The organism is Rubrivirga sp., assembly GCF_965213695.1.
In the GTDB taxonomy this organism is placed as follows: domain Bacteria; phylum Bacteroidota; class Rhodothermia; order Rhodothermales; family Rubricoccaceae; genus Rubrivirga.
This window is the reverse complement of record NZ_OZ243912.1, coordinates 2,077,020-2,101,459: the sequence shown is the minus strand read 5'-3', so window position 1 is coordinate 2,101,459 and position 24,440 is coordinate 2,077,020. Positions and strand designations below refer to the sequence as shown.

General features: G+C 73.3%; 17 protein-coding genes and 1 tRNA gene. 4 read left to right on the top strand and 14 right to left on the bottom strand.

All coding sequences use genetic code 11. The annotated features are described in order from the left end of the window. Nucleotides 1-169: 169 nt before the first annotated feature. The 12 genes from ACOOHE_RS09150 to ACOOHE_RS09095 form a co-directional block, all read right to left on the bottom strand. The gene (locus ACOOHE_RS09150) at nt 170-1,438 is read right to left on the bottom strand and encodes a hypothetical protein (protein ID WP_420457496.1); all 1,269 of its coding nucleotides are present in this window, start codon (nt 1,436-1,438) and stop codon (nt 170-172) included. Then, nucleotides 1,435-2,766 (bottom strand): hypothetical protein, encoded by a 1,332-nt coding sequence (locus ACOOHE_RS09145; RefSeq protein WP_420457495.1) that lies wholly within the window; start codon nt 2,764-2,766, stop codon nt 1,435-1,437. Before ACOOHE_RS09145 ends, ACOOHE_RS09150 begins: the two co-directional genes overlap by 4 nt. Before the next feature lie 338 nt (nt 2,767-3,104). Further along, entirely contained in the window at nt 3,105-4,637 is a 1,533-nt protein-coding gene (locus tag ACOOHE_RS09140; RefSeq protein ID WP_420457494.1) for a tetratricopeptide repeat protein, read from the bottom strand. A 319-nt stretch (nt 4,638-4,956) separates the two neighbouring features. Continuing rightward, nucleotides 4,957-6,327 (bottom strand): dicarboxylate/amino acid:cation symporter, encoded by a 1,371-nt coding sequence (locus ACOOHE_RS09135; protein ID WP_420457493.1) that lies wholly within the window; start codon nt 6,325-6,327, stop codon nt 4,957-4,959. A gap of 102 nt (nt 6,328-6,429) precedes the next feature. Beyond that, nucleotides 6,430-7,896, bottom strand: coding sequence for a DUF92 domain-containing protein (locus ACOOHE_RS09130; protein ID WP_420457492.1), 1,467 nt, complete (start codon nt 7,894-7,896; stop codon nt 6,430-6,432). A 108-nt stretch (nt 7,897-8,004) separates the two neighbouring features. Next, nucleotides 8,005-9,192 (bottom strand): type IX secretion system outer membrane channel protein PorV, encoded by a 1,188-nt coding sequence (porV, locus tag ACOOHE_RS09125; protein WP_420457491.1) that lies wholly within the window; start codon nt 9,190-9,192, stop codon nt 8,005-8,007. A gap of 206 nt (nt 9,193-9,398) precedes the next feature. Continuing rightward, on the bottom strand, nt 9,399-13,433 hold the full coding sequence (gene porU, locus ACOOHE_RS09120; protein ID WP_420457490.1) for a type IX secretion system sortase PorU: 4,035 nt from the start codon (nt 13,431-13,433) through the stop codon (nt 9,399-9,401). Nucleotides 13,434-13,856: 423 nt separating this feature from the next. Further along, nucleotides 13,857-14,861 carry a hypothetical protein gene (locus ACOOHE_RS09115; RefSeq protein WP_420457489.1) on the bottom strand — a complete coding sequence of 335 codons (1,005 nt, stop codon included), beginning with the start codon at nt 14,859-14,861 and terminating at the stop codon, nt 13,857-13,859. A gap of 310 nt (nt 14,862-15,171) precedes the next feature. After that, nucleotides 15,172-15,693, bottom strand: coding sequence for a histidine kinase dimerization/phospho-acceptor domain-containing protein (locus ACOOHE_RS09110; protein ID WP_420457488.1), 522 nt, complete (start codon nt 15,691-15,693; stop codon nt 15,172-15,174). 78 nt (nt 15,694-15,771) lie between these two features. Next, complete coding sequence (locus ACOOHE_RS09105; protein WP_420457487.1) at nt 15,772-17,283, bottom strand: PAS domain-containing protein; 1,512 nt, start codon at nt 17,281-17,283, stop codon at nt 15,772-15,774. 85 nt (nt 17,284-17,368) lie between these two features. Next, nucleotides 17,369-18,250, bottom strand: coding sequence for an MBL fold metallo-hydrolase (locus ACOOHE_RS09100; protein ID WP_420457486.1), 882 nt, complete (start codon nt 18,248-18,250; stop codon nt 17,369-17,371). 144 nt (nt 18,251-18,394) lie between these two features. After that, nucleotides 18,395-19,036: an LON peptidase substrate-binding domain-containing protein gene (locus ACOOHE_RS09095; protein ID WP_420457485.1), complete on the bottom strand. Its 642-nt coding sequence runs from the start codon at nt 19,034-19,036 to the stop codon at nt 18,395-18,397. A gap of 85 nt (nt 19,037-19,121) precedes the next feature. Here ACOOHE_RS09095 and ACOOHE_RS09090 point away from each other — a divergent pair, with 85 nt between their 5' ends. Then, nucleotides 19,122-20,474 carry a hypothetical protein gene (locus ACOOHE_RS09090; RefSeq protein WP_420457484.1) on the top strand — a complete coding sequence of 451 codons (1,353 nt, stop codon included), beginning with the start codon at nt 19,122-19,124 and terminating at the stop codon, nt 20,472-20,474. 118 nt (nt 20,475-20,592) lie between these two features. Here ACOOHE_RS09090 and ACOOHE_RS09085 read toward each other — a convergent pair whose 3' ends face one another. Then, nucleotides 20,593-20,880, bottom strand: coding sequence for a family 4C encapsulin nanocompartment shell protein (locus ACOOHE_RS09085; protein WP_420457483.1), 288 nt, complete (start codon nt 20,878-20,880; stop codon nt 20,593-20,595). Nucleotides 20,881-20,929: 49 nt separating this feature from the next. On the opposite strand from ACOOHE_RS09085, the gene ACOOHE_RS09080 reads away from it, so the two are divergent. Next, nucleotides 20,930-21,766, top strand: a complete 837-nt coding sequence (locus ACOOHE_RS09080; protein WP_420457482.1) for a lysophospholipase — start codon at nt 20,930-20,932, stop codon at nt 21,764-21,766. A gap of 5 nt (nt 21,767-21,771) precedes the next feature. On the opposite strand, the gene ACOOHE_RS09075 is transcribed toward ACOOHE_RS09080, so the two are convergent. Next, nucleotides 21,772-21,845, bottom strand: a tRNA-Arg gene (locus tag ACOOHE_RS09075). 464 nt (nt 21,846-22,309) lie between these two features. Between ACOOHE_RS09075 and ACOOHE_RS09070 the strand changes: the two genes are divergently transcribed. Continuing rightward, a complete protein-coding gene (locus ACOOHE_RS09070) occupies nt 22,310-22,981 on the top strand; it encodes a class I SAM-dependent methyltransferase (RefSeq protein ID WP_420457481.1) in 672 nt (223 codons plus the stop codon). A 39-nt stretch (nt 22,982-23,020) separates the two neighbouring features. Continuing rightward, complete coding sequence (locus ACOOHE_RS09065; RefSeq protein ID WP_420457480.1) at nt 23,021-24,346, top strand: MFS transporter; 1,326 nt, start codon at nt 23,021-23,023, stop codon at nt 24,344-24,346. Nucleotides 24,347-24,440 lie beyond the last annotated feature (94 nt).

Genomic DNA, 24,440 nt, shown 5'->3' with positions numbered 1-24,440 from the left:
GCCCTGCCGACGGCTCGGCCCGGCCCCGGCTAGCGCAGCGTCACAGCAATTTTGACGGGTCGGGCGCGCGGGATACGTGATGCGTGATCCTCCGCGTGAGAGTCACGCATCACGGATCACGGATCTGAGCGGGCTGGGATCTACCCGACAAAGACCATGTGACGCTGCACTAGCGGACGACCGCGAGGGGCAGCGTGACCGGCTCCGGCCCGCCCAAGACGGTCAACACGTAGACGCCCGACGCCAGCGCGCCGCCGTCGATCACCACGTCCTCCGTCCGCCCGCTGACGAGCACGATCCGGCCGAAGTCGGCGACGCGGCGCCCCAGCACGTCGACCAAGGCCACGCGGACCGAGACGGGCTCCTGGCTCGTCAGCGTCACCGTGGTCCGGCCGGTCGTCGGGTTGGGCCCGCGGCGCGTCGCGACGACGCGGGGCTCGACCGCCGGGAGCTCGCCGACCTGCTCGGCGCAGCGGCCGGCCAGCGTCCACCCGACGTCGGCGATCATGGCGCAGACGACCTTGCCGGGCTCGGCGACGGTCTCGCCGCGCGCGATGAACGGGGTCATCAGCCCGTCCGGGGTCCCGGCGGCGAACGTCTCCTCGTCGAGGTGGGAGTACGACCCGCCCTGGACCCAGCGCGGCGGCGCGTACAGCGCGACCGACCGCCCCGCGACCTGCTCGACGGCGCGGCCGACGAACCGGACCTCGGCCTGGAGCGCCGACGCCAACGCCGCCGAGCCGTCCGGGAACACGTCGGAATCGAGGAGCGAGACGCCGGCCGGCGTCTGGGTGTGGAGGTCGTAGGTGAAGGCGCCCTCGGGCTCCCGCCCCACGAACCCCAGCCCGCCCTCGACCTCGAGCGACCCGATCAGCCCGAGCCCGTGGCCCAGCTCGTGGAGGACGACGGTGTACAGGTCGTAGAGGTCGGGCGGCGGCGGGCCCGGCCCGAGGTGCCAGTCGTCGAAGTCGCTGTTGAAGAGGGCCTCGATGTCGGCCTCGCCGTCGCCGAGGTCGCGGCCGGAGAGGGCGTCGGCGAGGGCCGCCGGGTACCAGACGTCGCGCGTCGGGGCGGCGCCGAAGTTGCGGTAGAGGAAGGGGCCCGCCGAGCCCAGCGTCGTCGCTGCCAGCGGCTCCCAGGTGGCCGAGACCCGGACGACTTGGTCGGACCGGACGCGGCAGGCCCACGTGTCGACGGCGGCCTGGAAGGCGCCCTCGGCCTCTGGCGGGAAGCCGGTGTAGCTCACCTCGAACCGGACGCCCTCCGTCGCCGGGTCGCAGTCCGGGGCGACCGGCCGCGCGACCCGGGCCGCCGCCGACGGGGCCGCCCACGTCGACACCGGCAGCCGGCACCACGCCGGGCCGTCGGACCGCTCGACCTGGGCCGACGCCGGCAGGGCCGCGAGGGCGAGCAGGACCGCCAGCGCCCGGCGCGTCATCGGACGTGCGTCAGGGCCACCGTCCGCACGCCGCCCTCCGACTCGGCGACGACGCGGTACACGCCCGAGGCCCAGCCCTCCGGCCGGACGTCGAGCGCGTGCTCGGTCCCGGCCACGCCGTCCCACAACCGGGCCACCTCGCGCCCGAGCACGTCGACGACCGTCACGCGGACGGGCCCGGGCCGGGCCTGCGTCACCCGGACGGCCGTGGCTTGGCGGAACGGGTTGGGACCGACGACGGACACCGCCAGCGCGGACGCCCCGGGCCCCGCCTCATCGTCGACGGTCAGCGTCTCGCAGCCGGCGCCCAGCGTCCACCCGATGTCGCGGAAGTAGGCGCACGTGATGTCGCCGGGGTCCTGGTACGCCTCGCCCCGCCCGATCCGCGGCGTCATCAGCGCCGCCGACGTCCCCTGGACGACGATCTCGTCCCAGTGCGAGAACGACGAGCCCTCCTCGAACGCGACGGGCGCCCAGACCGGCGCCGGCTCGCCGTAGAGGCGGACGACCTCCGGCGAGTCGACGAACAGCGCCTGGCTCCGGAGCAGGTCGCCGAGCGCCCGCGACGGGTCCGGGTAGCGGAGCGCGTTGAGCATCGGCACGCCGGCCGCGTCGTCGACGAGCCGGTCGAAGACGAGCGGGAAGTCGGCGCTCCCCAGGCCCCAGCACCCCAGGCCCGCCGTCCCCGTGCACTCGCGCTCGCCGGTCCCGTCGTCGACCGTCCCCGAGCCGACGAAGCCGAGCCCGTGGCCGAGCTCGTGGAGCACGATGGTGACGAAGTCGAACTGGCTCGGCCCCGGGTTGCCGTCGAGCCCGAAGTACCAGTCGGTCCGGCTGCTGCTGAACTGGGCGACGATGTCGTAGAAGAAGTCGCCCTCGTCCGGGCTGAGGTCGCGCCCGGCGCGAGCGTCGGCCAGGGCGAACGGGTACCACGTCGAGGTCCGGGGGATGTTGGGCGTGTTGGCCGTCACGTTCGGCCCGGCGCTCCCGAGGGTGGTGCTCCCCAACGAGGCGAAGGACGCCTGGACGCGGATCGGGACCGACGACACGAGGTGGTCGGCCCAGATGTCGACGGCCCGCTGGAAGGCGGCCTGGGCCTGGGGCGTGAAGCCGGAGTAGTCCACCTGGAACGTCGCGCTCCCTAGCGTCTCGACGCGCGTGGCCGTCGTGGGATCGGCGGCGAGCGGTGCGCCGAACACGTCGAGAATGGGGCCGCTCGCGGCCATGTCGCCGTGGTCATGCAGCGTGCACGACGTACTGTGAAGGGCTGGCTGGGCGGCCAAGCCGGGGGCCAGCAGGACGGCAGCGGAGGCGAGGAGCAGTCTCATCCGATGGGGTGGAGAACAGGTCCGTTGACTTTTCTGGCGACTACAGAAACAAGACGAGTCGTCCCCGCCGTCACTCCCGCACAGGCGGGAATCCAGAGTCCGGCGACCGGATCGCGGCCGGCCCCGCCGTCCCGCCGCTGTCCAGGACGGCGGGAGCGGCGTGGGAAGGGGTGCCCTCATCCTGGATCCCCGCCTCCGCGGGGAGGACGGGGTCGGAGGGCACGGCGAGAACCTACCCTTCTCCGCGCGCAGGCGGGGATAACTCTTGATGGGATGTGCCCGGTTCGCACGCACGGCTGGAACGCAGCGGCCTGGGTCGGGCCGGAAAGAAAGCCGGGTCAGCGGCCGATCCGCTCGAGGGCGGCGCGCGTCCGCTGCTCGAGCGACTTGTGGTAGTCGAACTCGGTCTCGTCGTCGAGGACGGCGCGGTACTGGCGCTCGGCCGCGTCGAGGTCGCCCGTCGCCTCGTGGACCTCGCCGATGTGGTAGACCGCCCACGGGCCCCACTTGGCGAGCGGGTCGCCAGGCCGGTCGGCGGCGAGCTGGAAGTGGCGGAGGGCGTCGTCCCAGCGCTCCTGCGCTTGGCGCGCGCGGCCCGTCCGGTAGGCGGCCTCGGCCCGGGCCTCGGCCGGCAGCGACCCGTCGGTGACGACGGGCTGGAGCGCGCGGACGGCGTCGTCGTAGTCGCCCGCGTCGTAGGCCGCCCCGCCGACGAGCAGCGCCCGGTCGGCGTCCGTGAGCGGCGCGTCCAGGCGGCGCTCGGCCTCGCGCTCGGCCGACAGGTCCGCGTCGTAGTCGCGCTCGGCGCGGACGCGGCGGTAGAGCGACTCGGCCCGGCGGCGGTCGCCGGTTAATTCGTAGGCCAGCCCGGCGTGCAGCGTCGACTGGGCGACGAGCGCGCGGCCCCGGAACGTCCGCGCGTAGCGCTCCAAGAGGGGCGCCGCCTGCTCGAACTGGCGCTGGCGGAACAGGGCGAGCCCGAGGTGGGCGTCGACGAACGGGACCGGCTCGACGCCGTCGGCGGCCTGGGCGGACTCGGCCCGGCGGAGCGCGGCGACGGCCTCGGCGGCCCGGCGGTCGAGCAGCAGGTGGTAGCCGGCGAGGTAGGCCAGGACCGGCGAGCTAGGCCGCGCCTCGGCGAGGGCCACCATCCGGTCGACCGACCCGCCGCGCCGCTCGTTGAGCGTGGCGTCGGCGATGGCGAACCCGACCGTGGCGTCGACCGTGAGCGCTCCGCCCGCCCGAGCGGCCCGGTCGAGCTTGTCGAGCCCGCCGGCGACGGTCCCCCGGAACCCGAATAGCCGGGCCAGCCAGCGGTACTTGCGCGGGACCGACCCGGCGGCCACCTCGCAGACGCCCTGGCCAAAGAGGGCGTCGGGCCCGTCGAGGTCCGAGAACAGGCCGCAGGCCTCGCGGAACGAGTTGCCGGCGCGGGCATACCGCTCCTGCCGGCCGAACGCCAACGCCCGGTGCAGCTTGGCCGCGGCCACCGACAGACGGGCGCCGGGCGCGTCGCCCAGCCCCTCCGCGACGGCCGTGAGCGAGTCGTTGAGCGCGTAGAACCGGTCGAACGCGGCGTCGTCCTCGGTCACGAGCGCCCGCCACAGGGCCACGTTCTCCAAGCCGACAGCGCTGGCCGGCGACGCCGGCTCGGTCTCCCCGAGCCGGCGGAACCCGTCGCGCGCCGCGTCGAGCCGGAACGCCAGGGCGTCGTCGTACGCCTGGGCGTAGAGCGCGGCGCCGGCGTCGGTCGCCAGCCCCAACGCCTCCCGGGCCTCCGGGCTCAGCGGCTCCGGCCGTTCCCCTCCCCCCGGCGCGGGCTGGGCGGACGCGGCGGCGCAGAACGAGAGGGCAACGAGCAGGCGGATCATGCGGCGACGCGGTCAGGGGACTGGTGCAGCGTCAAGTCTTTTGTGACGGGTCTGCTCGGCTGTGCCGCGTGTTTCGTGACCCGCCTTGCGTCTGAGTGGAAGAGGGTGGAGGACCGGAGACGGAGGGCCGGGGACCGGCTCCCTTGACGAGTCTCGGGCGGTCTTCCGTCCCCGGTCCTGATGGACCCGGAGACCACAGGCACAACGTGGGTTTCGTATTGCGTGTCCCGGTCCGAACGACGCGACACGGAACCCGCACCGCGAAGCGACGGCGCAGCCAACACCGAGCGCGGAACGACAGGGTTCGTTTGGAGCTGCACTAGGAGAGGTCGACGGGCTCGAGGTCCGCCGGGCGCTGCGGCGAGGCGGCCACGCGCACCCGGTCCCGGTCTTCCGACAGGTCGACGGGCCCGAGCTGGCCCTCGCTGGCGGCCACGATGGTGGCGACGGTCGCGTCGCCCGTCACGTTCGTCACCGTCCGCAGCATGTCCAGGATCCGGTCGACGCCCAGGATCAGGGCGATCCCGGCCGTCGGCACCTGGACCGACTCCAGGATGATGACCAGCATGATGATGCCCGCGCCCGGCACGGCCGCCGTCCCGATGGACGCCAGCACGGCCGTGAGCACGATCGTGACCTGGGCGCCGAGCCCGAGGTCGAGCCCGAAGGCCTGGGCGATAAAGAGTGTCGCGACGGCCTGGTAGAGCGCCGTCCCGTCCATGTTGATCGTGGCCCCGAGCGGGAGCACGAACGAGGAGACCTCCTCGCTGACGCCCAGCTTCTCTTCGCACCGCTCCATCGTGACCGGCAGCGTGGCCCCGGACGACGACGTCGAAAAGGCGACGAGCTGGGCCGGGGCGATCCCCTGGAAAAAGTCCCGGATCCCCATCGGCGAGAACACCTTCAGGAGCGTCGGATACACGACGGTCGTCTGGATGGCGAGCGCGGCGACCACGACGGCCATGTACCAGCTCAGCCCCTCGAGTAGGCCGATGATCCGGGTCGGGTCGTCGCCGGCCGTGGCCACGATGGTGTCGGCCAGGAGCGCGAACACGCCGATGGGCGCCAGCAGCATCACGATGTCGACGAGCTTGATGACGACGTCGTTGAGCCCGTCGAAAAACGCCAGCACCGGCGCGCCCTTTTCGGGCGGGATCTGGACGAGCCCGATCCCGAACAGGATCGCGATGACGACGACCTGCAACATGCTCCCGTTGTTCGAGAACGACGCGAAGGCGTTCTCGCCCACGGCGTCGACCAGGAACTGGAGCGGGCCGCGGTCGGCGACCGTCGCGGCGGTCTCGGTGCGCGACGAGGCGTCGTCCCCGAAGGCGGCCACCAGCCCGTCGCGGAGCTCGGCCGAGAAGGCGTCGCCCGGGCGGACGAGGTCGGCCAGCAAGACGCCGATGGTGACGGCGATGGCCGTCGTGACGAGGTAGATCCCGATCGTCTTGCCGCCGATCCGGGACAGCTTGCGCAAGTCGGCCAGGCTGGCGACGCCGGTGATGAGGCTCGCGAGCACGAGCGGGACCGCGATGAGCTTGAGCGCCGTGATGAAGATGGTCCCGAACGGCTTGATCCAGTCGGTGACGAACCCGCCCCAGCCCTGGATGGCGGCCACGACGCCGAAGGCGAGCCCGAGCAAGAGCCCGAGGATGATCTGCCAGTGGAGCTTCCGGTACCAGGCCATGCGTGTGGGGAGCGTGAGGCGGCCAAGCTACGCCTGGGCTCCGCCGCTCCTCCAACGACGCCCGGCCGTCGTCCGTACCCGGCCGGGTCAGGGCGCGCGGTTCTACCCGGCCGCGGCCCAGAGCGCGAGCGCGCCGACGGCGGCGGCGACGGTACACGCCGCGTTGACGCCGTCGTTGTCGAGCCACGCTCGGCCGGTCGCGAGCGGCAACCGGTGCCCAGCTACCTCGGCCCGCTCGGTGAGCGCTCCGTCCGGAGCCCGGTACCGCGCCTGCACCGTCGCCCCCAGCGCCGAGTCCAGCGCCGCCGCACCGACCGCCACGGCCACCAGCGCCAGCCCGGCGCCGACACTCAGCCCGGACGACAGCGCGACGGCCGGCCCGACGACCGACGCCGCGCCCGCAACACCGCCGACGGTCCCCGTCATCGACATCCCGCCCGACGTCCCCGGCGGCACCGCCCGCCCGACGCCGAGCCGGCGCGTCGGGCCGCCGACGGCCGTCCCGATCTCGGTCCCCCACGTGTCGGCCGCGGCCGCCGCGAAACTGGCGACGAACGCCCAGTAGAGCGCGTCCGACGCGACGACCACCGACGCCGCCAGCAGCGCCAGCCCGACGCCGCCGTTCGCCATCACCTGCCCCGCATCGCGCCGGCTTCCTTTTTGGACGCGGGCCTCGGCCTCCCGCTTGCGGTGCCGGCCGAGGCGGGAGAGCGCGCTCGACAGGACGAAGAACACGAGCGCCGGCACGGCCCACGCCCACCCGCCGACGGCGACCAGCCCCCACGCCAGCAGGCTCCCCGCGAGGGCGCCCGACCCGTCGGGCGCCCGCACGCGCCACGTCGCCCACGCGAACGCCACGGCGGCCCCGACCGCGACGAGGCCGAGCGGGACCGACCCCGCCAGGCTGTCCAGCCACGCGAGCGGCACGACGACCGCCAGCACGATCCACAGGTTGTCCCACCCGTTGTGTCCGAGCGCCTCGGCGACCGTCGCCAGCGCCGCGACTACGGCCGCCGCGCCGAGCACGGCCGCCGCCGACGGCTCGGGACGCAGGGCGGCGAGGAGGCTTGCCGTTGTGCCGAATGCAATAACGGCAAACGTGGCCGAGCCGGCCATCGACTTCGTCGCCCCGCCCACCCGATGGACCGGCGACCGGACGCGCGTCCCCGCCAGCGACGCGGCCGGGTCCGCGAGTGCCAACACGGCGAACGCGACCTGGAGCGCCCACACCCGGTCGCCGACCGGCCCCCAGCACAGCGCCAGCGCCACCAGCAGCGCGAGCGGGAACGTCACCGTCCCCCACGACGCCCGCCCGATGGCGTGGACGCCGGGCAGCCACGCCCGGGACCGGGCCACCGCGTTCGCCACCAAAAACACGACCGCGAGCGCCACGATCCCCCGGGGCCGGTCGAACCACGACGGGCTCGCCGCCGTCGTCAGCCCGACGAGCGCGTGGACGGCGCGGCGCGACGCCTCACCCGGCCACCCGAGTTGGCGGAGCCCCTCCCCCACCCCGACCGCCGCCAGCAGCAGCCCGCCGAACAGCCCGACGGCCTGGAGCTCAGTCACCAGGAGGCATCGGGAAAGAGGAATTAGGAATCAGAAAGGCCCCCTCACGGAATGTCATGTTCCTTTCTCGATTTGAGCCCCTGATTCCCGATTCTTGATGCCCCCGCGCTAGCGCGGGATGTTGAGGAGCAGCGAGAACCGGAGCTGGTCCGCCAGCGGCGAGTTCTCCTGGATCGCGTAGATGTACGAGATGTCGACGCCGACCAGGCTGTAGCGCAAGCCCGTCCCGAACGTGATGAACTGGCGGTTGCCGTTGGCCGGGTCCTCGTAGAAGTAGCCGGCGCGCATCGCGAACAGGTCGTTGTACCAGTACTCGAAGCCCGTGCCCAGCGTCAGCGAGCGCAGGCCGCTGACCTCGCGGCAGTCGTTGCCCGGGTTGTCGTCGGCCCCGAGGTCGTCGCAGGTCTCGCCGGGGGCGACCGTCGTCTTGATGAGCCGGGACTCCCACGACGTAAAGAGCGCCTCGTAGAACGGGTCGTAGTCGCCCGTCGAGTCCTTGTTGACGATGATCTTGTTGAGGTCGAGCGCGACCAGGAACCGGTTGAACTCGTCGATCCGGGTGTCGAGCGCCAACCCGAACCGGAGCGTCGTCGGGATGGCGTCGGGCTGGCCGGTGAACGTCGAGTCGCCGGGGATCGACTCGACGTACGAGATGCCGGGGCCCATGTTGGCCAAGTTGACGGCGAACGTCGGCCGCGTGGACTGGCCCAGGCCCAGCTCCGGCCCCCGGTACTTCACGCCCAAATCGACGCCGAACGACTTGCCGGCCGCCGTCGGGTTGCCGCCGACCTCGGTGCCGCCGGTCAAGTTCGAGTAGATAAAGCGGGCGCCGGTCCCGACCGACAGGTTCTCGGTCACGGGGTACCCGTAGCTCAGGCCGAGCGCGAACTCGTACGACGAGAACGTGCCGAGCTCGAAGCCCGTCTCGTCGGTCGCCGTCTGGGTCCCCAAGTCGAAGTAGGTCAGGTGGCCGCCGAGCGTGCCGGCCTTGCCGAGCCCGTACTTGGCCGACAAGTGCTCGTAGCTCAGGTTGGCGCCGAGCGCCGGCAGCCACGGGGCGTGCGTGAAGGAGACCTCGGTCCCCTCCTGGCCGGCCAGCCCGGCCGGGTTCCAGAACGGGGCGTAGGCGTTGTCGGCCACGGCGACGCCGGCCATGCCCATGCCCGAGGCCCGGCTGTCGGGCTCGATCTGCAAGAACGGGACGGACGTCGTCAGGACGATCTCCTCGGGGTTCTGCTGGGCCACCGCGGGCAGCGCGGCGAGCGCCACGGCGGCGAGGATCAGGGGGCGAGTCATCGGTCGGGGGGAAGGGAAGTCGGGGGGGGGGGGAGGCCCGAGGGGCCAAAGCTAGCGGGGCGCGGCCGGGTGCCGCGTCTCAGCAGGTCTGTCAGGTCGTGCGTGTCGGACTCGTGATCCGTGGTCCTCTACGTGAGAGTCACGCATCACGGATCACGCATCAGCGACGAGTGGAGACCACCCGCCAGAGGCGTCGTGGCAGAACACTAGCGGATCACGGCCAGCCGCTCGACGCGCTCGGCGACGCGCGTGCCGCCGGCCGGGTCGTCCATCTCCATCCGCAGGCGGACGAGGTAGACGCCCGAGCCGAGCCGGTCGCCGTCGTCGTCCAGGCCGTCCCACGGGATCTGGACCGTCCGGGTGGAGAGGAAGTCGCCGGGCAACGCTTCGTCGCCGTCGATGGTGCGGACGGGCCGGCCCGCCAGCGTGTAGATCCGGAGCTGGACGCTCGCCGACGTGCCGACGGGCTGGTTGTGCTCGACGAAGAACCGGGCCGGGCCGGCCGTCGGGTTCGGGTACGGGAGCACGCTCCGCACCACGAGTCCGTCGTCGACCACGACGAACGAGACGGTCGCCGTCGAGGCGTTGTTGAGCGCGTCCCAGGCCGTGATCGTCGCCGTGTGGGCGCCCGGCGCGAGCGGCTCGCCGCCGCCGAGCGCGCTCAGCGGCACGCGGACGGTCCCCGCGCGGTACGTGTCGAGGTCGCCCTGGTAGTACCGGCCCACGTCGATGGCCCGGGCCGCGTCGCCGTCGACGGTCACCAGCAGCTCGTGGCCGACGCCCGCGCCGACCGTGTTGAGCCCGCTCGCGTCAAGGAGCCGGGCGACCAAGACGCCCTGGGGCGACGTCGGCCCGCCGTCGACGAACGTCGAGTCGTTGACGAACAGCCGGATCTCGGGGCCCTCGCCGTCGTCGGGCCGCGCGGCCGCGGTCGTGGCGACCGTCGCCCGGGTCGACTGGCCGGCGCCGTCCGACCCGTCCTCGCCCAGCGCGTAGGCCACGACGCGCGCCGGGAGGCCCGAGTACGAGACGTCCTGGGGCACGCGGAACGTGGTCGAGAACCGGCCGCCCTGGACCGAGGCCCGGCCCGAGAAGAGCTGGTCGATCCGAGAGCGGTAGTCGCCCAGGAAGTCGGCGTCAGGGCCGTCGGTCCAGCAGCAGGCGTCGGGGGGCAGCTCGACCAGCCGCTCGGCGTCGAACACCGAGATGCTGACCTCGCCGCGGTACGTCGGGTCGGGCTGGCCGTCGAGGCCGAGGATCTGGCCCGAGACCGTCGTCTCGGCGAACGCCTCGAACTGGTCGGGCACCTCGACCGCGATCGAGCGCTCGGGCAGGCCGAGCCGCATGGCCGGGTCCCCGAGCAGGTTGAACTTCCGGTTGTTCGGGGCGGCCCCGACCGCCGTGTTCTTGGTCCGGTAGAGGGCGTCGCCCAGCCGCGCCGGGCGGCCGTCGGGCTCGCGCGTGAGCATCTGGGCCGTCAGCTCGCGGTTGAGGCCGTAGTTGAGCGCGTCCGGGTTGCTCGACGTGTAGACCAACCGCACGGTCGTCAGCATGGCGACGCCGCCGCCGCCGGAGCGGAGCAGGATCTGCTCGGCCAGGCTCTGCTCGTGGGCGATGTCGAACTTGCCGAACGAGCACGTGGCCGTGACGAAGACCGGGAGCCGGTCGGCGTTGTCGAGCCGGGCCACGATGGCCTCGGTCATGTAGTCCTCGTCACCCAAGCCGCTGGGCCCGCCGTGGCCGCTGTAGTTCCAGACGAGGGTGCCCCCGTTGATGGCCTGCTGGATGTCCTCGGTCACCTGGGGCCGGACGCGCCCGCGCGCCGTGATCACGCTGGGGTAGGCCGGCCCGTAGATCTTTCCGAGGGTGATCGTTGGGTCGACGGCCTCGACCACCTCGGCCGTCCCGTCGGCGTTGAGGACGTGGAGGTCGCGGTCCCAGCTCCGCGGGTACTGGTCGTCGGCGACGAACGTGAACCGGGTCCGCCACTCGCCGCGCGTGGCCGGGCTCTCGTAGCGGACGATCTTGTTCACGACCGTCTCGGCGTCGGCCGCCGTCCGCGACGGGATCCGGCCGATGCCAAGGTCGATACGGTCGAGCGTGCTCGATCCGTAGTATTCCCACTCGCCCTCGTCGTCGCCCAACAGGCCGAAGTAGTCGTCCGACGTGTACGAGGCCGTCCGGTTGATCATGTTCTCGGTCTCGAACGGCGGGACGTAGATGGGCCCAGGGCGGGTCTCGTTCGAGGCCCCCTGGTTCCGGAGCCGGCGGTAGTTGAAGTGGCCGTCGCCGAAGAGCAACAGGTACCGCGGGATCTCGTCGGCCGGGGCCCGGTCGTAGAGGAACTTCATGTAGTCGCGGACGGCCCGCATGTCGCCGGTCCCGCCCGCGAACTCGTTGAACACCTGCTCGGTCGTCACCACGACCGTCGACAACCCGTCGGCCTGGCGGTGCGCCGCCAGCCGGTCCGCCGACGCCCGGAAGTCGGGGTGCGTCACGACGACGTAGTCGGGCCGGGTCGCGAGCCCGTGGAGGTTCTGGTTGGCCACGGCGACGGCGGCCGGGGCCACGCGGTCGGCGACGGTCGAGACGCCGAGCGGCGTCTTGAGGGCCGGGCCGGACGGGTCGAACGCGACGATCTCGCGCGGCCGGGCCCCCTCGGCGGCGACCTGGACGCGGAAGGTGCCGCCGTCGGCGCGGACGCCCAGCTGACGGATGGCCCCGGGCTCGGTCACGTCCCACACCTGGGGCTCGGACGCGAACCCGCCGAGCGGGATCTCGAACCGGCCGCTCTGCCCGCCCGGCGTCGGGAACGTCACCGCGCGGTCGGCGCCGGCCGTGGCCGGGCGGCGGACGACGGCCTCGACCCAGTCGAGCCACGCCTTGGCGCTCCCGTGCCCGTTCGTCACGCGGAACGAGACGGCGAGCCCGCCCCCCAGCGTCGTCTCGGCCTCGATCCGGTCGACGTTGGCCAGGTTGCCCGTCTCCCCGGACGACGCCGACGTGGACGTCGGGCGACCGGTGGCGAGCGTCCGCCCGTCCTTGACCATCGCGATCGTGACCGCCGGGCTGGCCTGCGACGCCACGCGGGCCCGGTACGAGACGGGCGCGCCCGGCCCGGCGCCGGCCACGGGCTCGTTGAGGACCTGGAAGGCGCCGCCGCTCACGTCGAGCTGGGGCCCGAACCAGTCGAGCCCGGACCCGCTCCGGTCCCGCTCGAGGTTGGCCTGGTCGACCTCGTAGAACCGCCGGTCCTCGACCTCGCCGACGACCGTGGCGTCGGGCCACCCCGGGAACACGGCCCCGCTCAGGATCCGCAGTGGCGACGGCGCGTCGAGGCGCAGGAAGTAGTAGCTGGCGACCGAGAACGGGCTGATGTCGTGGACCCACTCGCCCTCCGTCACGTCCGACGGGTCCTCCGGCACCCAGTCCCACCACTGCGGGCCCTCGGCGTAGAACAGGAGGCCGTCGCCGACGACGAGCGACGGGACCTCGAGCAGGTCGGCCGGGCGCGGGGTCGAGGTCACGGCCGGCAGGATCCGCCCGCCGGTCCCGTAGACGGCGACCGACGAGAGCGGGACGCTCCCCTGGACGCCCAGCGAGTCGCGCAGGAACGCCGCGTCGATCCGGTAGACGCCGCTCTCGGGGATCGGCACCTTGAACCAGCGCCCCTCCGCCAGCGCGCTCCGGTCGACGGCCAGGTGCGGGTTGTCGTCGCCCCGGGCCGCCAGCCGGGCGGCGACCGGCGGGCGCGGCACCCGGACGACCACGCGGCGGGCCCGGACCAGCCGCCCGTTCTCGACGCGGAGCAGCCGGACCGCCAGGCTCCCCACCAGCTCGCGCCGCCGCTCGCCGATGGCGACCACCTCGGCGACGGCGCCCCCGAGCCCCGCCTCGTCGGCCGCCGCCGGCAGCGCCAGCTCGTCGCCCTCGAACGACACGACCGTCACGGCGGGCGGCACCGCCGAGCCGAGCTGGATCTCGTGCGACACGACCGGCCGGCCCCCGGCGGCGAGGGCCACCAGCGTCTCCAGGTCCCCCCCGCTCTTGTCGACGGCCTCGGCCAGCGGCGTCCGCCAGTGGGCCGTGACCTCGACCGTGACGGCGGTCGGGGTCTCCTCGATCACCCGGACGACGGGGTGCTGGGGCACCGTCGCCTGGTAGCGGACGGGCTGCTGGGCCGAGACGGGCCCCGCCGCGAACACAGCGGCGACGACGTAGACGAATGCGAGACGCGACATGGAGGCGTGCGGGTGGCCAAGGCCGGGGGATCCGGGGGCACGCAGGCGGGCCTGCGCGGGCGTAGCACGAACTCTAGATAGGCGTCGGTCGGTCGGTGAGCGGCGAAGATACCGGCGGCGGCGGAGCGGCGGCAAGGCGCGGCGGCGTGCCCCGGCCCCGTCGGACGCGCCCTCGGGCGCCCGTCCGACGTCGACACCGGACGCATGTGCAGCGCATGGCAGGCCTACGCCCAGGAATGGCCGATTCGTGAGCTGGCACCGCGGCCTCTCGGGCGTAGCCACCCGACCGGCGGCCCGTGACAACGTCGCGTGAAAAGGGTGCGCCCACGCCGGCGCTCGGCCAACGTGGACGCTGGCGGGTTCCAACCGCCGGAAATCGTGGGGGGAGCCGCGAGCCGCGAGGGCCAGAACGGGGCTCACCGCTCAGCTGTTGATGTTGCGGTGGATGGCCTGGCGCGTCAGCCCGATCCGCTCGCCGAGTTGGCTCCGGTTGTCGATGCCGGGGATGCCCACGAACCCGTTGACGAGACTCGTGAGGTACTCCTGCCGGAGCCGGTTGATGGGGATGGGGCCGAGGATCTTGGCGATGTCGAGCTCGGCCAGCTCCCGCTGCGCCGCCGCGGCGTCCTCGTCGACCCGCTCCAGGAGCGACGGCCACACGGGGACCTGCTCGAGCGTGGCCCGGGCCTGTTGGTAGTACTCGAGCGCGAGCCCGTAGAACTTGCAGTCGTAGTGGTAGATCTGGGCCAGCTGGTGGAGCGCCAGCCCCTGCTCGGCGACCAGCTCGTTCCGCGTCGCCAGCTCGTGGGCCTTCTGGAGCGCCTCCTCGCCGGCGTGGTGCTTGCCCACCTTGACGAGGGCGAACCCCTTGAACATGAGCGCCTTCGGGATGTACTCGACGAACCCGTTCCGCCGGCTCAGGTTGTACACCCGCATGCAGACCTCGATGCCCTGCTCGTACGAGCCCTGGGCCATCAGCGCCGTCGCCTTCTCCAACAGCGCCGCGATCTCCCACGACCGGCTCCCCAGGCGGCGGGCCTCCTCGCAGACCCGGTCGAAGTATTGGAGCGCGGCGGCCACGCTCATCAGCCGGTGGCGCATGAGCCAGCCGAGCCGGTAGTCCAGCACGACCGTCTGGTAAGCGTCCTGGGGGTCGATCAGCGCCAGCTCCGTCTTCGTCCGCTCGACGGGCGCGTCGCGGAGGCAGCGGACGGCCTGGAGTTGGACGTGGGTCTGGAGGCTCGCCCCGAGCGGCCGCTTCAGGAGCTCGTTGAACTCGAGGTAGGCGTCGTAGACCCGGGCCTGCTCGAGGTGGTCGAGGGCGCGCCCCCACCGCTCGCGGACGGCGGCGGGCTGGCTCTCCAGAGCGTCGGCGACACGGTCGGCGTGCTCGCGCTCGTGGGCCGGGATCATCGGGGCAGACGGCATGGTCGGAAGGCTGGGGGGAGGCGCGGGCGCCGTGACGCCCCAGGTATCGGTCTGGCCGGGGCCCCCTTAAGGCCGGCCACCGGCACCCCGGCATTCCACCGACGCCTCCCAATGGCCCTCGCCGCCCTTCGGAACCACAGCGTCCCCTGGGGCCTCTTCGCCCGAAGAGATACCACGTCTTTGGGTTTGTGACCCACCCCCTCCGCCGAGTTGTCCCCGCGCACGCGGAGGTCCGCAGGAGGTCGCTCGCCAACACCGAAGGACCAGACGGATCCCCGCGTGCGCGGCCACGACGGCTGGCGGTCGCCCGCTACGGGCCGAGCGCCTGGCTGACCCGGGCCCGGAGCGCGGCGACGTCGGCGAACAGCCGCTCGAGCCGGCCCGCCGCGTCGGCGATGGTCGAGAGCGCTTCGGAGACCGTCTCGTCGGCCCCGGTCGCCGCGGCCATCTCGAGGCCGAGCTGGGCGTTCCCCGAGATGACCGCGAGCGGGTTGTTGAGCGCGTGGGCCACCCGGCCCAGTTCGCCCCGGATCGCTTCCAGGGCCTCTCGGAGGTCGGCGTCGGACGGCGAGGGGTCGGCGAGGAGCGTCGCGACGTCGTCGAGCCGCTCGACCGACTCGATCCGCGTGGCCAGCCCCAGGACGTCGCGCAGGGCCGCAATCGCCTCGGCACCCTCGACATCGGGCCCGACGACGACCAGGTCGAAGGCGGTCCCCGCGAGGTAGGCCCGGGCCTCCTTCGCCGACGCCGCAGTCGCGAGGTCCCCGTCGAGGTCGGCCTGGGCGCTCAGCCAGCGGTCGGCCTCCGGATGAACGAGCAGGGCGGTCGGCACGGGCGTCGGCGAGGGGTCCGGGCCCTACACCGCACGCTTCTGGCGAGGGTTCCCCCCGCGCGGCCGGGGCGGGGCGGTCTAGACGAGGACGGCGGCCCCGGCGACCCCGTCCCCGGAGGGCCCGGGGAGGCCGACGTAAGCGGGGACCTCGACCCCCACGAGTGTCCGCAGGTCCGACCGCCCCGCCATGTCGGCGTCGACCCGTTGCCAGATGAGCTGGCGCGTTCGCGTCTCTCCGTCGCGGCCGACGACGCCGTGGCGCCCGATGAACGGCTCCTGCGACGGGCTCCAGAACCACTGCGTGAACGCCGTCCGCTCGGTCGGGCTGAGCCCCAGGACCTGGGTCGCCGCGGCAAAGTGGGGGACGCCCGCGAGGGGCTGGCCCGTGAGGGCGGTGGCCGCCCCGTTCCACCGGCTCGTGGCGCCGCCGGCGTCGAACGACGCGACGACGACGCCGGCCGCGTCCAGGACGCGCCGGAGCGCCTCCTGCCCGGCCGAGAGCTGGTGCACCCGCTGGTCCACCATGAGGTCGAGCGTGTCGGTGAACGCGGCGACGCGGCGTTCGAGCTGCTTCTGGTGGGCCTGGTCGGTCGCCTGGAACAGGACCATCTCGCGGCCCTCGAGCTCGAACCCGCGGAGGGCCACCTCGACCGGCCGCGTCTCGTCGTCGCGGCCGATGAGCGCGTACTCGACGCCCGTGATGGCGCTGCCCTCGCGGAGCGACCGCCGGGCCAGCTCCATCAGCGGCTCGACGGGGAACGTCTCGCGCAAGGCCTCGACGCGCCCGCCGCGGACGGCCTCGATGGGGAGTCCCGTGGCGGCGTAGAACGCGGGGTTGGCCTCGACGATCTCGCCGTCCAAGCTGCACAGCAGGACGTAGTGTGGGTTGATCTGGTACAGCGCGGCCACGTGCTGCTGGACGTCGTGGGACTGGCGGCCCAGCGCCCGGAACCGGTCGGCGACGGGCTGGAACGCATCGGCGAACGGGCCGAGTTGGAGGCCGGCGTGGCGGATCAGCGCGTCGCCGTCCGCCTGGCCCTGGGCGATCCGCTCGCCCAGCAGCGCGAGCTGGTGCGCGGTCCGGGGGCCGGCGACCCACGTCATCACGACGAGCACGCCGACCAGCACGCCCCACAGCGACGCCGTCGCCAGGGCGGCCCGGAGCAGGGCGCCGTCCGGGAGCGACGTCGGGGCCGGGGCGACGGCCACGAGCCGCCCGCCGGAGGCCAGGTCCGCCGACGCCACGGCGTAGGCGAGCCCCCCCGTCTCGACCACGCGGGCGGCGCCGTCGGCCCCGGCGATCCGGAACCAGTCGGCCACCCCGGCGCGCTCGGCGTCGGTCGTTTCGACAAGGCGGCCGTCGGCCCCGTAGCGGGACAGCGTCTCGGGGAGGCCGGCGTCCGCGACCGGCGCCAGGCCGGCGCCCAGCAGGGCGACCGTGTGGACGCGGGCGTCGAGGGCCGCCGCGAGCGCCTGCCCGGACCGCGCCGAGACCGCCCCGAGGTGCAACGCCGCCCCAGCGACGGCGACCGCCGTCACGACGACGAGCCCGAAGAGGGCGGCGCGGACGGCGGGCGTCGGTGAGAGCATGGGACGGGGCGCGGGACGTCGCTCGGAGCGACGGGTCGGACCGCGGGTATCGTCCGCCCCGGCTTGGACTAAACCCTCCTCTCGCCTACGCGCCGGCGACGAGCGTCGGGCTCGGGTCGACGGCCGCGAACCCCCGGTCGGTCTCCGCGACGCCCGCCGAGGCGACCTCGGGGTCGTGCTCGAACGCGAGCCGCCATCCCTCTCGGGCGGCCTGGCCCAACAGCGCCTCCTTCTCGGCAATCGTCTTGAGCGGCTCGACGTCGTACGCCATCACCCACAGGAGCGGGACGTGGGCCGCCGTCGGCACCAGGTCGGCCGCGTGGAGCAGCGACCGCGAGCCGTCGGTGACGCGGACGAGCTGCTGCCCGCGCGTGTGCCCGTCGACGACGTGAAGAACGACGTTCGGGAACGGCGCGTCGTCGCCGTCGAGCAGGACGAGGCGGCCCGAGGCGTCGAGCGGGTCGAGGTTCTCGGGCAGGAACGAGGCGCCCTCGCGCGGGCTCTCGTGCGCCCACGCCCACTGTGCCCGCTGGACGTAGTGCGCCGCTCGGGGGAACGTCAGCGCGAGAGCCTGCCCCGGACTCGATTCGGGGTCGCCGGTGGCCGTCCGGGTCGTCGCGCCGCCAGCGTGGTCGAAGTGGAGGTGCGTCAGGACCACGTCGGTCACGTCGCCGGGGCGGACGCCGAGCGCCGCGAGCGACCCGACGAGCGTCGAGTGGGCGTGGTCGACGCCGTAGATGTCCTGGAACTTGGCGTCGCCCTTGTGGCCGAGCCCAGTGTCGACCAAGATCGTCCGGCCGTGGCCGCGGAGGAGCAGGCACCGCATGGCGAGCGGGATCCGGTTCCGGTCGTCCGGCGCGATCCGCCGCTCCCAGAGCGGCCGGGGCACGATCCCGAACATGGCGCCCCCGTCGAGCCGGAGCCGCCCGGCCTCCACCGTGTCGATCTGGTAGCCGGCGAGGGTCATGGGTCGATGTGGACGAGTGGACGAGTGGACGAGTGGACGAGTGGAATCTGCGCCTGTCGAGCCCTCCGCGCCAGTCCACTCCTCTTGGGCGTGGCCCCGCCTCGTCCCACGGGTCCACGGGTCCACCCCACCACGGGTCCACCTTCACCCCTCCTCCCCTAGCTCCGGGAACCCGCTGGCGTGGCCGTCGCCGCGGGCCCGGTCGCGGAACTCCCGCGCCTTCTCCAGGCGGACCAGGAGCGCCCCGAGGTGGTCGGCGAGGAACCGGATCCGGTCGGCCTCGCGGTCCATCTCCAACAGCCGCTGCTTGTCGGCGAGGTCGAGCCCGGCGTTGCGGCCGATGACGTACGAGACGGGGAGCGACTGGTCGTAGCGGCCGGGCTGGGGCGGCTCGCCGGCCATCTCGAGCAGCTTGAGGTGCCGGGCGATGGCCGACTCTCGCGCGCCGGGGTCGTCGTCGGAGGCGCCGTCCTCGACGGGCTCGACCTGGGCCGAGAGGTAGACCAGGTCACGGTGGATCTCGTCGACGCGGAACCGCTGCTCGCCGACGGCCACGATGTCCAGGCGGCCGTCGTCGTAGCGGGCCGCGACGCGCTCGATCCGGGCCGAGCACCCGACGTCGGCCACGCGCTCCTCGGAGGCGTAGACGATCCCGAACGGGCGGTCCCCGTCGATGCAGACCCGGACCATCTCCTTGTAGCGCGGCTCGAAGATGTGGAGCGGGACGGGCTCCCCGGGGAGGAGCACGATGCCGAGCGGGAACAGGGGGAGGCGGTCGTCGGACATGGCGGGGCGCGGGGTCCGCCTACCCGGCCGCTCGCGTCAGGTTCTGCCAGGGACCGGCGCTAGCTTGGGGGCCCGACTCCGACCCGTGCGCGCGCTCCTCCCCTTCCTCGCCCTCGTCGCCGCCGCGTCGGCCACCGCGCAGCCGGTCGCCTTCGGCTCGTCCGACGACCCGTTCGAGCTCGGCAGCGCGTTCCGCCCCCAAGACCAGGTCGTGGCGTCGGTCGCCTTGGGCCCGGCCTACCTCCCGGACGACTGGCGCGCCGCCGCCCGCGTCGACGTCGAGGCGCTCGCGGGGCGGTTCAGCGTGGGGTTGGGGCAGACGGTCCACTCAGGCGACGGCGGGCTCTACGTCCCCGAGGACGACGAGCTGTACGACCTGGCGCGGACCGTCCGCTACGTCCGGTGGAACGCGACGGCCGGGAGCCCGACGTATGCCCGGATCGGGCCGACCCAGCGCGTCTCGCTCGGCGTCGGCGCGCTCGTCAGTCGCTACCGGACGACGACGGCGTGGGACGAGCGGACCGTCGGGGCCGAGGGCGCCGTCGAGGGCCGGCGGCTCCGGGCGGCGGGGTTCATCGACGACGCGCTCCGGGCCGACGGCGTCGTTGGCGGCGAGGTCGGCCTGCGGACGGGCGCCCGTGTCGGGCCGGTCACCGACCTCGGCCTGACCGTCGGCGGGGTCCACGACCTGGGCCGGTCCGGGCTCAGCGGCGACTCGTCGCTGACGGGCGTCGAGGTCACCCTCAAGGGCTCGTACGCCGGGCTCGGGCCGGTCGTCCTCCGCCCGTTCGTGACGCACGCCCGCTACCTCAGCCGCGGGTCGACGGTCGGCGGCGGCGTCGAGGTCGGCGCGTCGAACGTCGGCGACGCGGCGCGGGCGCGGGCCCGGCTGGCCGTGTTCGCGTCGTCGGCCCGGTTCGTGCCCGGCCACGTCGGCCCGTTCTACGCGGTCTCGAACGGGGCCGAGCGGATCGTCGACGACGGGGCGTTCTTCGACCCGGCCGCCCCGAACGTGCTGGCGGGGACCCCGCTCGACAGCCTGTCGGCCGGCGTCGACGTCGTGCTCGACCTCCGCCTGATCGCGTTCGGCCGGCTCGAGGTGTCCCAGCACGTCCGCCGGCACGTCGGCGACGAGGCCGCGAGCGCCTACGGGCTCCGGCTGGCGGGCCGGCTGCCCGGCGACGGCCGCGTCGAGTTCGGGCTCGAGCGCCAGGACGTCCGGGGGTTCTTCGACCTGATCCAGGACCTCGGCGCCGTCAACGCGCTCGTGCTCAACGTCCACGTCCCGGTCGGTCGCCGGGGCATGGTCTTCGTCCGCTCGCGCTACGGCTACCGCCGCCTCACCGAGGCCGACGGGCCCGAGTACGCCGACGGGCCTGGCCGGTTTTTGGTCGAGCGCCGGTTCGAGCCCCTCGTCGGATTGCGGTTCGGGGGGTGACGCGGGGAGGTCGTTCTTTTTGGGGACGCGGTGCCTGTTCGAGGACACGGCACGCCCTGTCCCTACAGGGGTCCAGCCACCGCCGCGGCACGGCGGGCGGGGCGACCACGGCGGGCCCTCACGCCCGCTCCGCGCGGACGCCGGCCGCGACGTCGCGGGGGGCCGGCACGACGCAGACCCGGTCCCCACGGAACGGGTCGACGACGACCGGGACCCACTGGTACTGGCTGAGATCGGCGGGTTCGCGGCCGAACCGCTCGGCGACGGCCGTCTTGAGCGCCTCGTAAGCCTCCGGCCCGACCAAGATCGCGTGGGGCTCGCCGCCCGCGTCCTGGAGGTCGCGGACCTGCTGGTCCACCACGGTCAGGAGGTCGACGGGGTCGGGTGCGGAGTCGAGGACGGTCATGCCGGGGTGGTCGGGATGGGGTCTACCTTCCGGCCCGCCTCCGCGATCCATGACGCACTCCATCGGCTCCCTCATCGCCGCCGACGACCTGACCCTGTTCACGCGCCGATGGACGCCCGCCGGCGATGTCCGGGCCCACGTCGTCCTGGTCCACGGGGTCCACGAGCACAGCGGGCGGTACGCCGCGCTCGCGACGGCGCTGATGCGGCGCCGGCTGGCCGTCCACGCGCTCGACCTGCGGGGCCACGGCCGGTCGCACGGGCCGCGCGGCCAGGTCGAGGGGTTCGACCAGTACGTCGACGATGTGAGCGCCTTCGTCTCCGAGGTCCGCGCCGAGGCCGGCGACGCGCCGGTGTTCCTGATGGGCCACTCAATGGGCGGGCTCGTCGTGGCCTCGACAGTCGCGCACCGGGGGACAGACGGGCTGGCGGGCGTGGTCCTGTCCTCGCCCGCCCTCGCCCTCGACGGGACGCCGAAGGTGCTGGAGGCGCTGGCGCCGTTCGTCGCGCGGTGGCTCCCCGACGTGCCCGTGACGCGGCTCGACCTGGGCCGGCTCTCGCGCGACCCGGCGGTCGTCCGGGCCTACCGCGAGGACCGGCTGACGATCAAGCGGGGCGTCCGCGCGCGGCTCGGGTACGGGATCGTCCGGGCCATCGAGGCCGTGCGCCAGCGCCCCGAGGCGTTCGACGTCCCGCTCTACCTGTTCCACGGCGACGCCGACACGATCACCGACCCGGCCGGCACGCGCTGGCTCGCCGACCACGCGGCGTCCGACGACGTGACGCTCCGGCTGTGGCCGGGCCTCTACCACGAGACGCTCAACGAGCCCGAGCGCGACGAGGTGATCGCCGAACTCGCCGACTGGCTCGACGCGCACGTCGGGTGACGGGGTGCCCTCGACAGGAATCGAACCTGTGGCCTACTCTTTAGGAGAGAGTCGCTCTATCCGACTGAGCTACGAGGGCGTACGAGAACCATGACCTGCTCTCGCTGTCGACAAGATAAACCGGCCTCCGCCTTCGACTACCGCCGGACCGAGGGACGCCATCACCCCTACTGCTCCGTGTGTCACAACGTGTACACACAGGAGCGATTCAAGCGTCGGAAGCTGCAAGCTGTCGAGTACCTGGGAGGAGCGTCATGGACTGTGGCGGCAAGTTTCACCCATCCGTGTTCGAGTTCCGTCATCGCGACCCAGAAGCGAAGGACCTCACAGGCAACCAGATCAAACGGGCGGCTTGGGCCCGCGTGCAGCGGGAGTTGGACGGCTGCGACCTTCTCTGTGCCAACTGCCACCGGATCCGGCATTGGCAGGAGCCTGCGGAGTGAGTCACCCAGAAACGGCGTTGCCGGCTAGCTTCTCCTCCTCGCCTCATGGCTCGCTGCGACTCCGGCCCACACCGTGCACTCCCGCTCTCACCGCCTGCCCATGTCGCTCAAGACCACGATCGCGAAAAGCTGGAACATCCCCTCGAAGCTGGGCGACCGGCTCGGGTGGGACTGGCTGACCTACAACCCCGGCGTCTACCTCGAGTTCGCGATGGTCGCCCGGCGGAACGCCCCGCTGTTCGCGGAGTCGGTCACCCGCGTGGTCCCCGACGCCGAGTCCTTCGTCGATGTCGGGGCCGGCACGGGGCAGTTCGTCGGCGCGCTCCGCCGCCGGGGGAAGGCGGCCGACGGGTTCGAGTACTCGCCCGTCGGCCGGGCCTTCGCGCGCGTGGCCGGCACGCCGCTCCGGCCGTTCGACCTCGGCGACGACGACCCGCTCCCGGGCGCGGCGACGTACGACGTGGCCTTCAGCCTCGAGGTCGGCGAGCACCTGCCGACCGAGATGTCGGGGGCCTTCGTCGACGCGCTCACCCGGCTCGCGCCGACGGTCGTGCTCACGTGCGCCCAGCCCGGCCAGAGCGGCCACGGCCACATCAACTGCCAACCGAAGGCGTTCTGGAAAGAGCGGTTCGAGGCCCGCGGGTACCCCCACGACGACGAGACCTACGACCGGCTGCACGCGGACCTGGGCCGCCACCCACGGCTCTCGGGGTTCATCACGGACAACCTGATGGTGTTCCAGAGGCAGGGCGGAGGGCGAGCGGCGACCTGAGCCGTTCCGGGCTAGCTTCGGCGGCCCGACTCCACCCCCATGGCTCACACCGCCCAACGCGGCGACCGCAAGGCGATCTGGGCCTGGTCGCTCTACGACTTCGCCAACTCGTCGTTCACGACGCTCGTCGTCACGTTCATCTACGGGACGTACTTCACGGGCTACATGGCGCTCTCGCCCGACGCGGCCGGGATCCTGGCGCCCGACGGCGAGCTGGGCACGGTCCTGTGGTCGCGCGGCGTGACCGTGACCGCCATCGTGGTCGCCCTGCTCTCGCCCGTCCTGGGCGCGCTGGCCGACCGCGGCGGCGCCCGCAAGCGGTTCCTCATGGCGACGACGGTCACGTGCGTGATCGCGACGGCCGGGCTCTACCTCGCCGAGCCCGGCCAAGCCGTCCTGGCGCTGGCGTGGTTCGTGGTGGCGAATGTCGCGTTCGAGATGGGCGCCGTGTTCTACAACGCCTACCTGCCGGACGTGGCCAAACCGGAGCAGATCGGGCGCGTGTCGGGCTACGGGTGGGCGCTGGGCTACGTCGGCGGGCTGTTGTGCCTGGCCGTCGCGCTCGTCGTGTTCGTCCAGCCCGAGGTGGCCCCGTTCGGGCTCGACAAGGCGACCGGCGAGCACGTCCGCGCGACGAACCTGCTGGTGGCCGCCTGGTTCGGCCTGTTCTCGATCCCGACGTTTTTGGTCCTCCGCGAGGTCCGGGTCGAGAGCCGGCCGCCGCTCGGCGCGCTGGTGCGGACGAGCTTCGCCGAGTTGGCCGAGACGGCGAGGGAGCTGAAGCGGTACCGCCAGATCGTCCGCCTGTTGGTGGCCCGGCTCTTTTACAACGACGGGCTCGTGACGCTCATCGCGTTCGGCGGCATCTACGCGAGCGGGACGCTGGGCTTCACGATCTCCCAGGTGCTCGTGTTCGGCATCGTGCTCAACGTGGCCGCCGGGCTCGGCGCGTTCGGGTTCGGGTTCCTCGACGACAAGATCGGCGGGCGGCCCGTCCTGTTCATCTCGCTGGCGCTGCTGACCGTCGCCGCGGTCCTGGCCGTGTCGACGACGAGCGCGACCGTCTTCTGGGTCTCGGGCATCCTGGTCGGGCTCGCCATCGGGCCGAACCAGTCGGCGAGCCGGTCGCTGCTGGGCCGGTTCGTGCCGGACGACAAGGAGACCGAGTTCTACGGCTTCTTCGCGTTCTCGGGCAAGGCGACGGCCTTCATGGGCCCGCTCATGCTCGGCATCCTGACCGACGCGACGGGCTCGCAGCGGGTCGGGATCTCGGTCGTCATCGTCCTGTTCGCCATCGGCGCGGCGCTCCTGACGCGGGTCGACGAGGCCGAGGGCATCGCGCTCTCGGGCCGGCCGGCGGCGTGACGCCGCTCCGGCGACTCGTGCCTCACGTCGTGCTGGAGCCGAACCTTCGGCGTCCCCTCTCCCTCTGGGAGAGGGACAGGGTGAGGGACGAGCC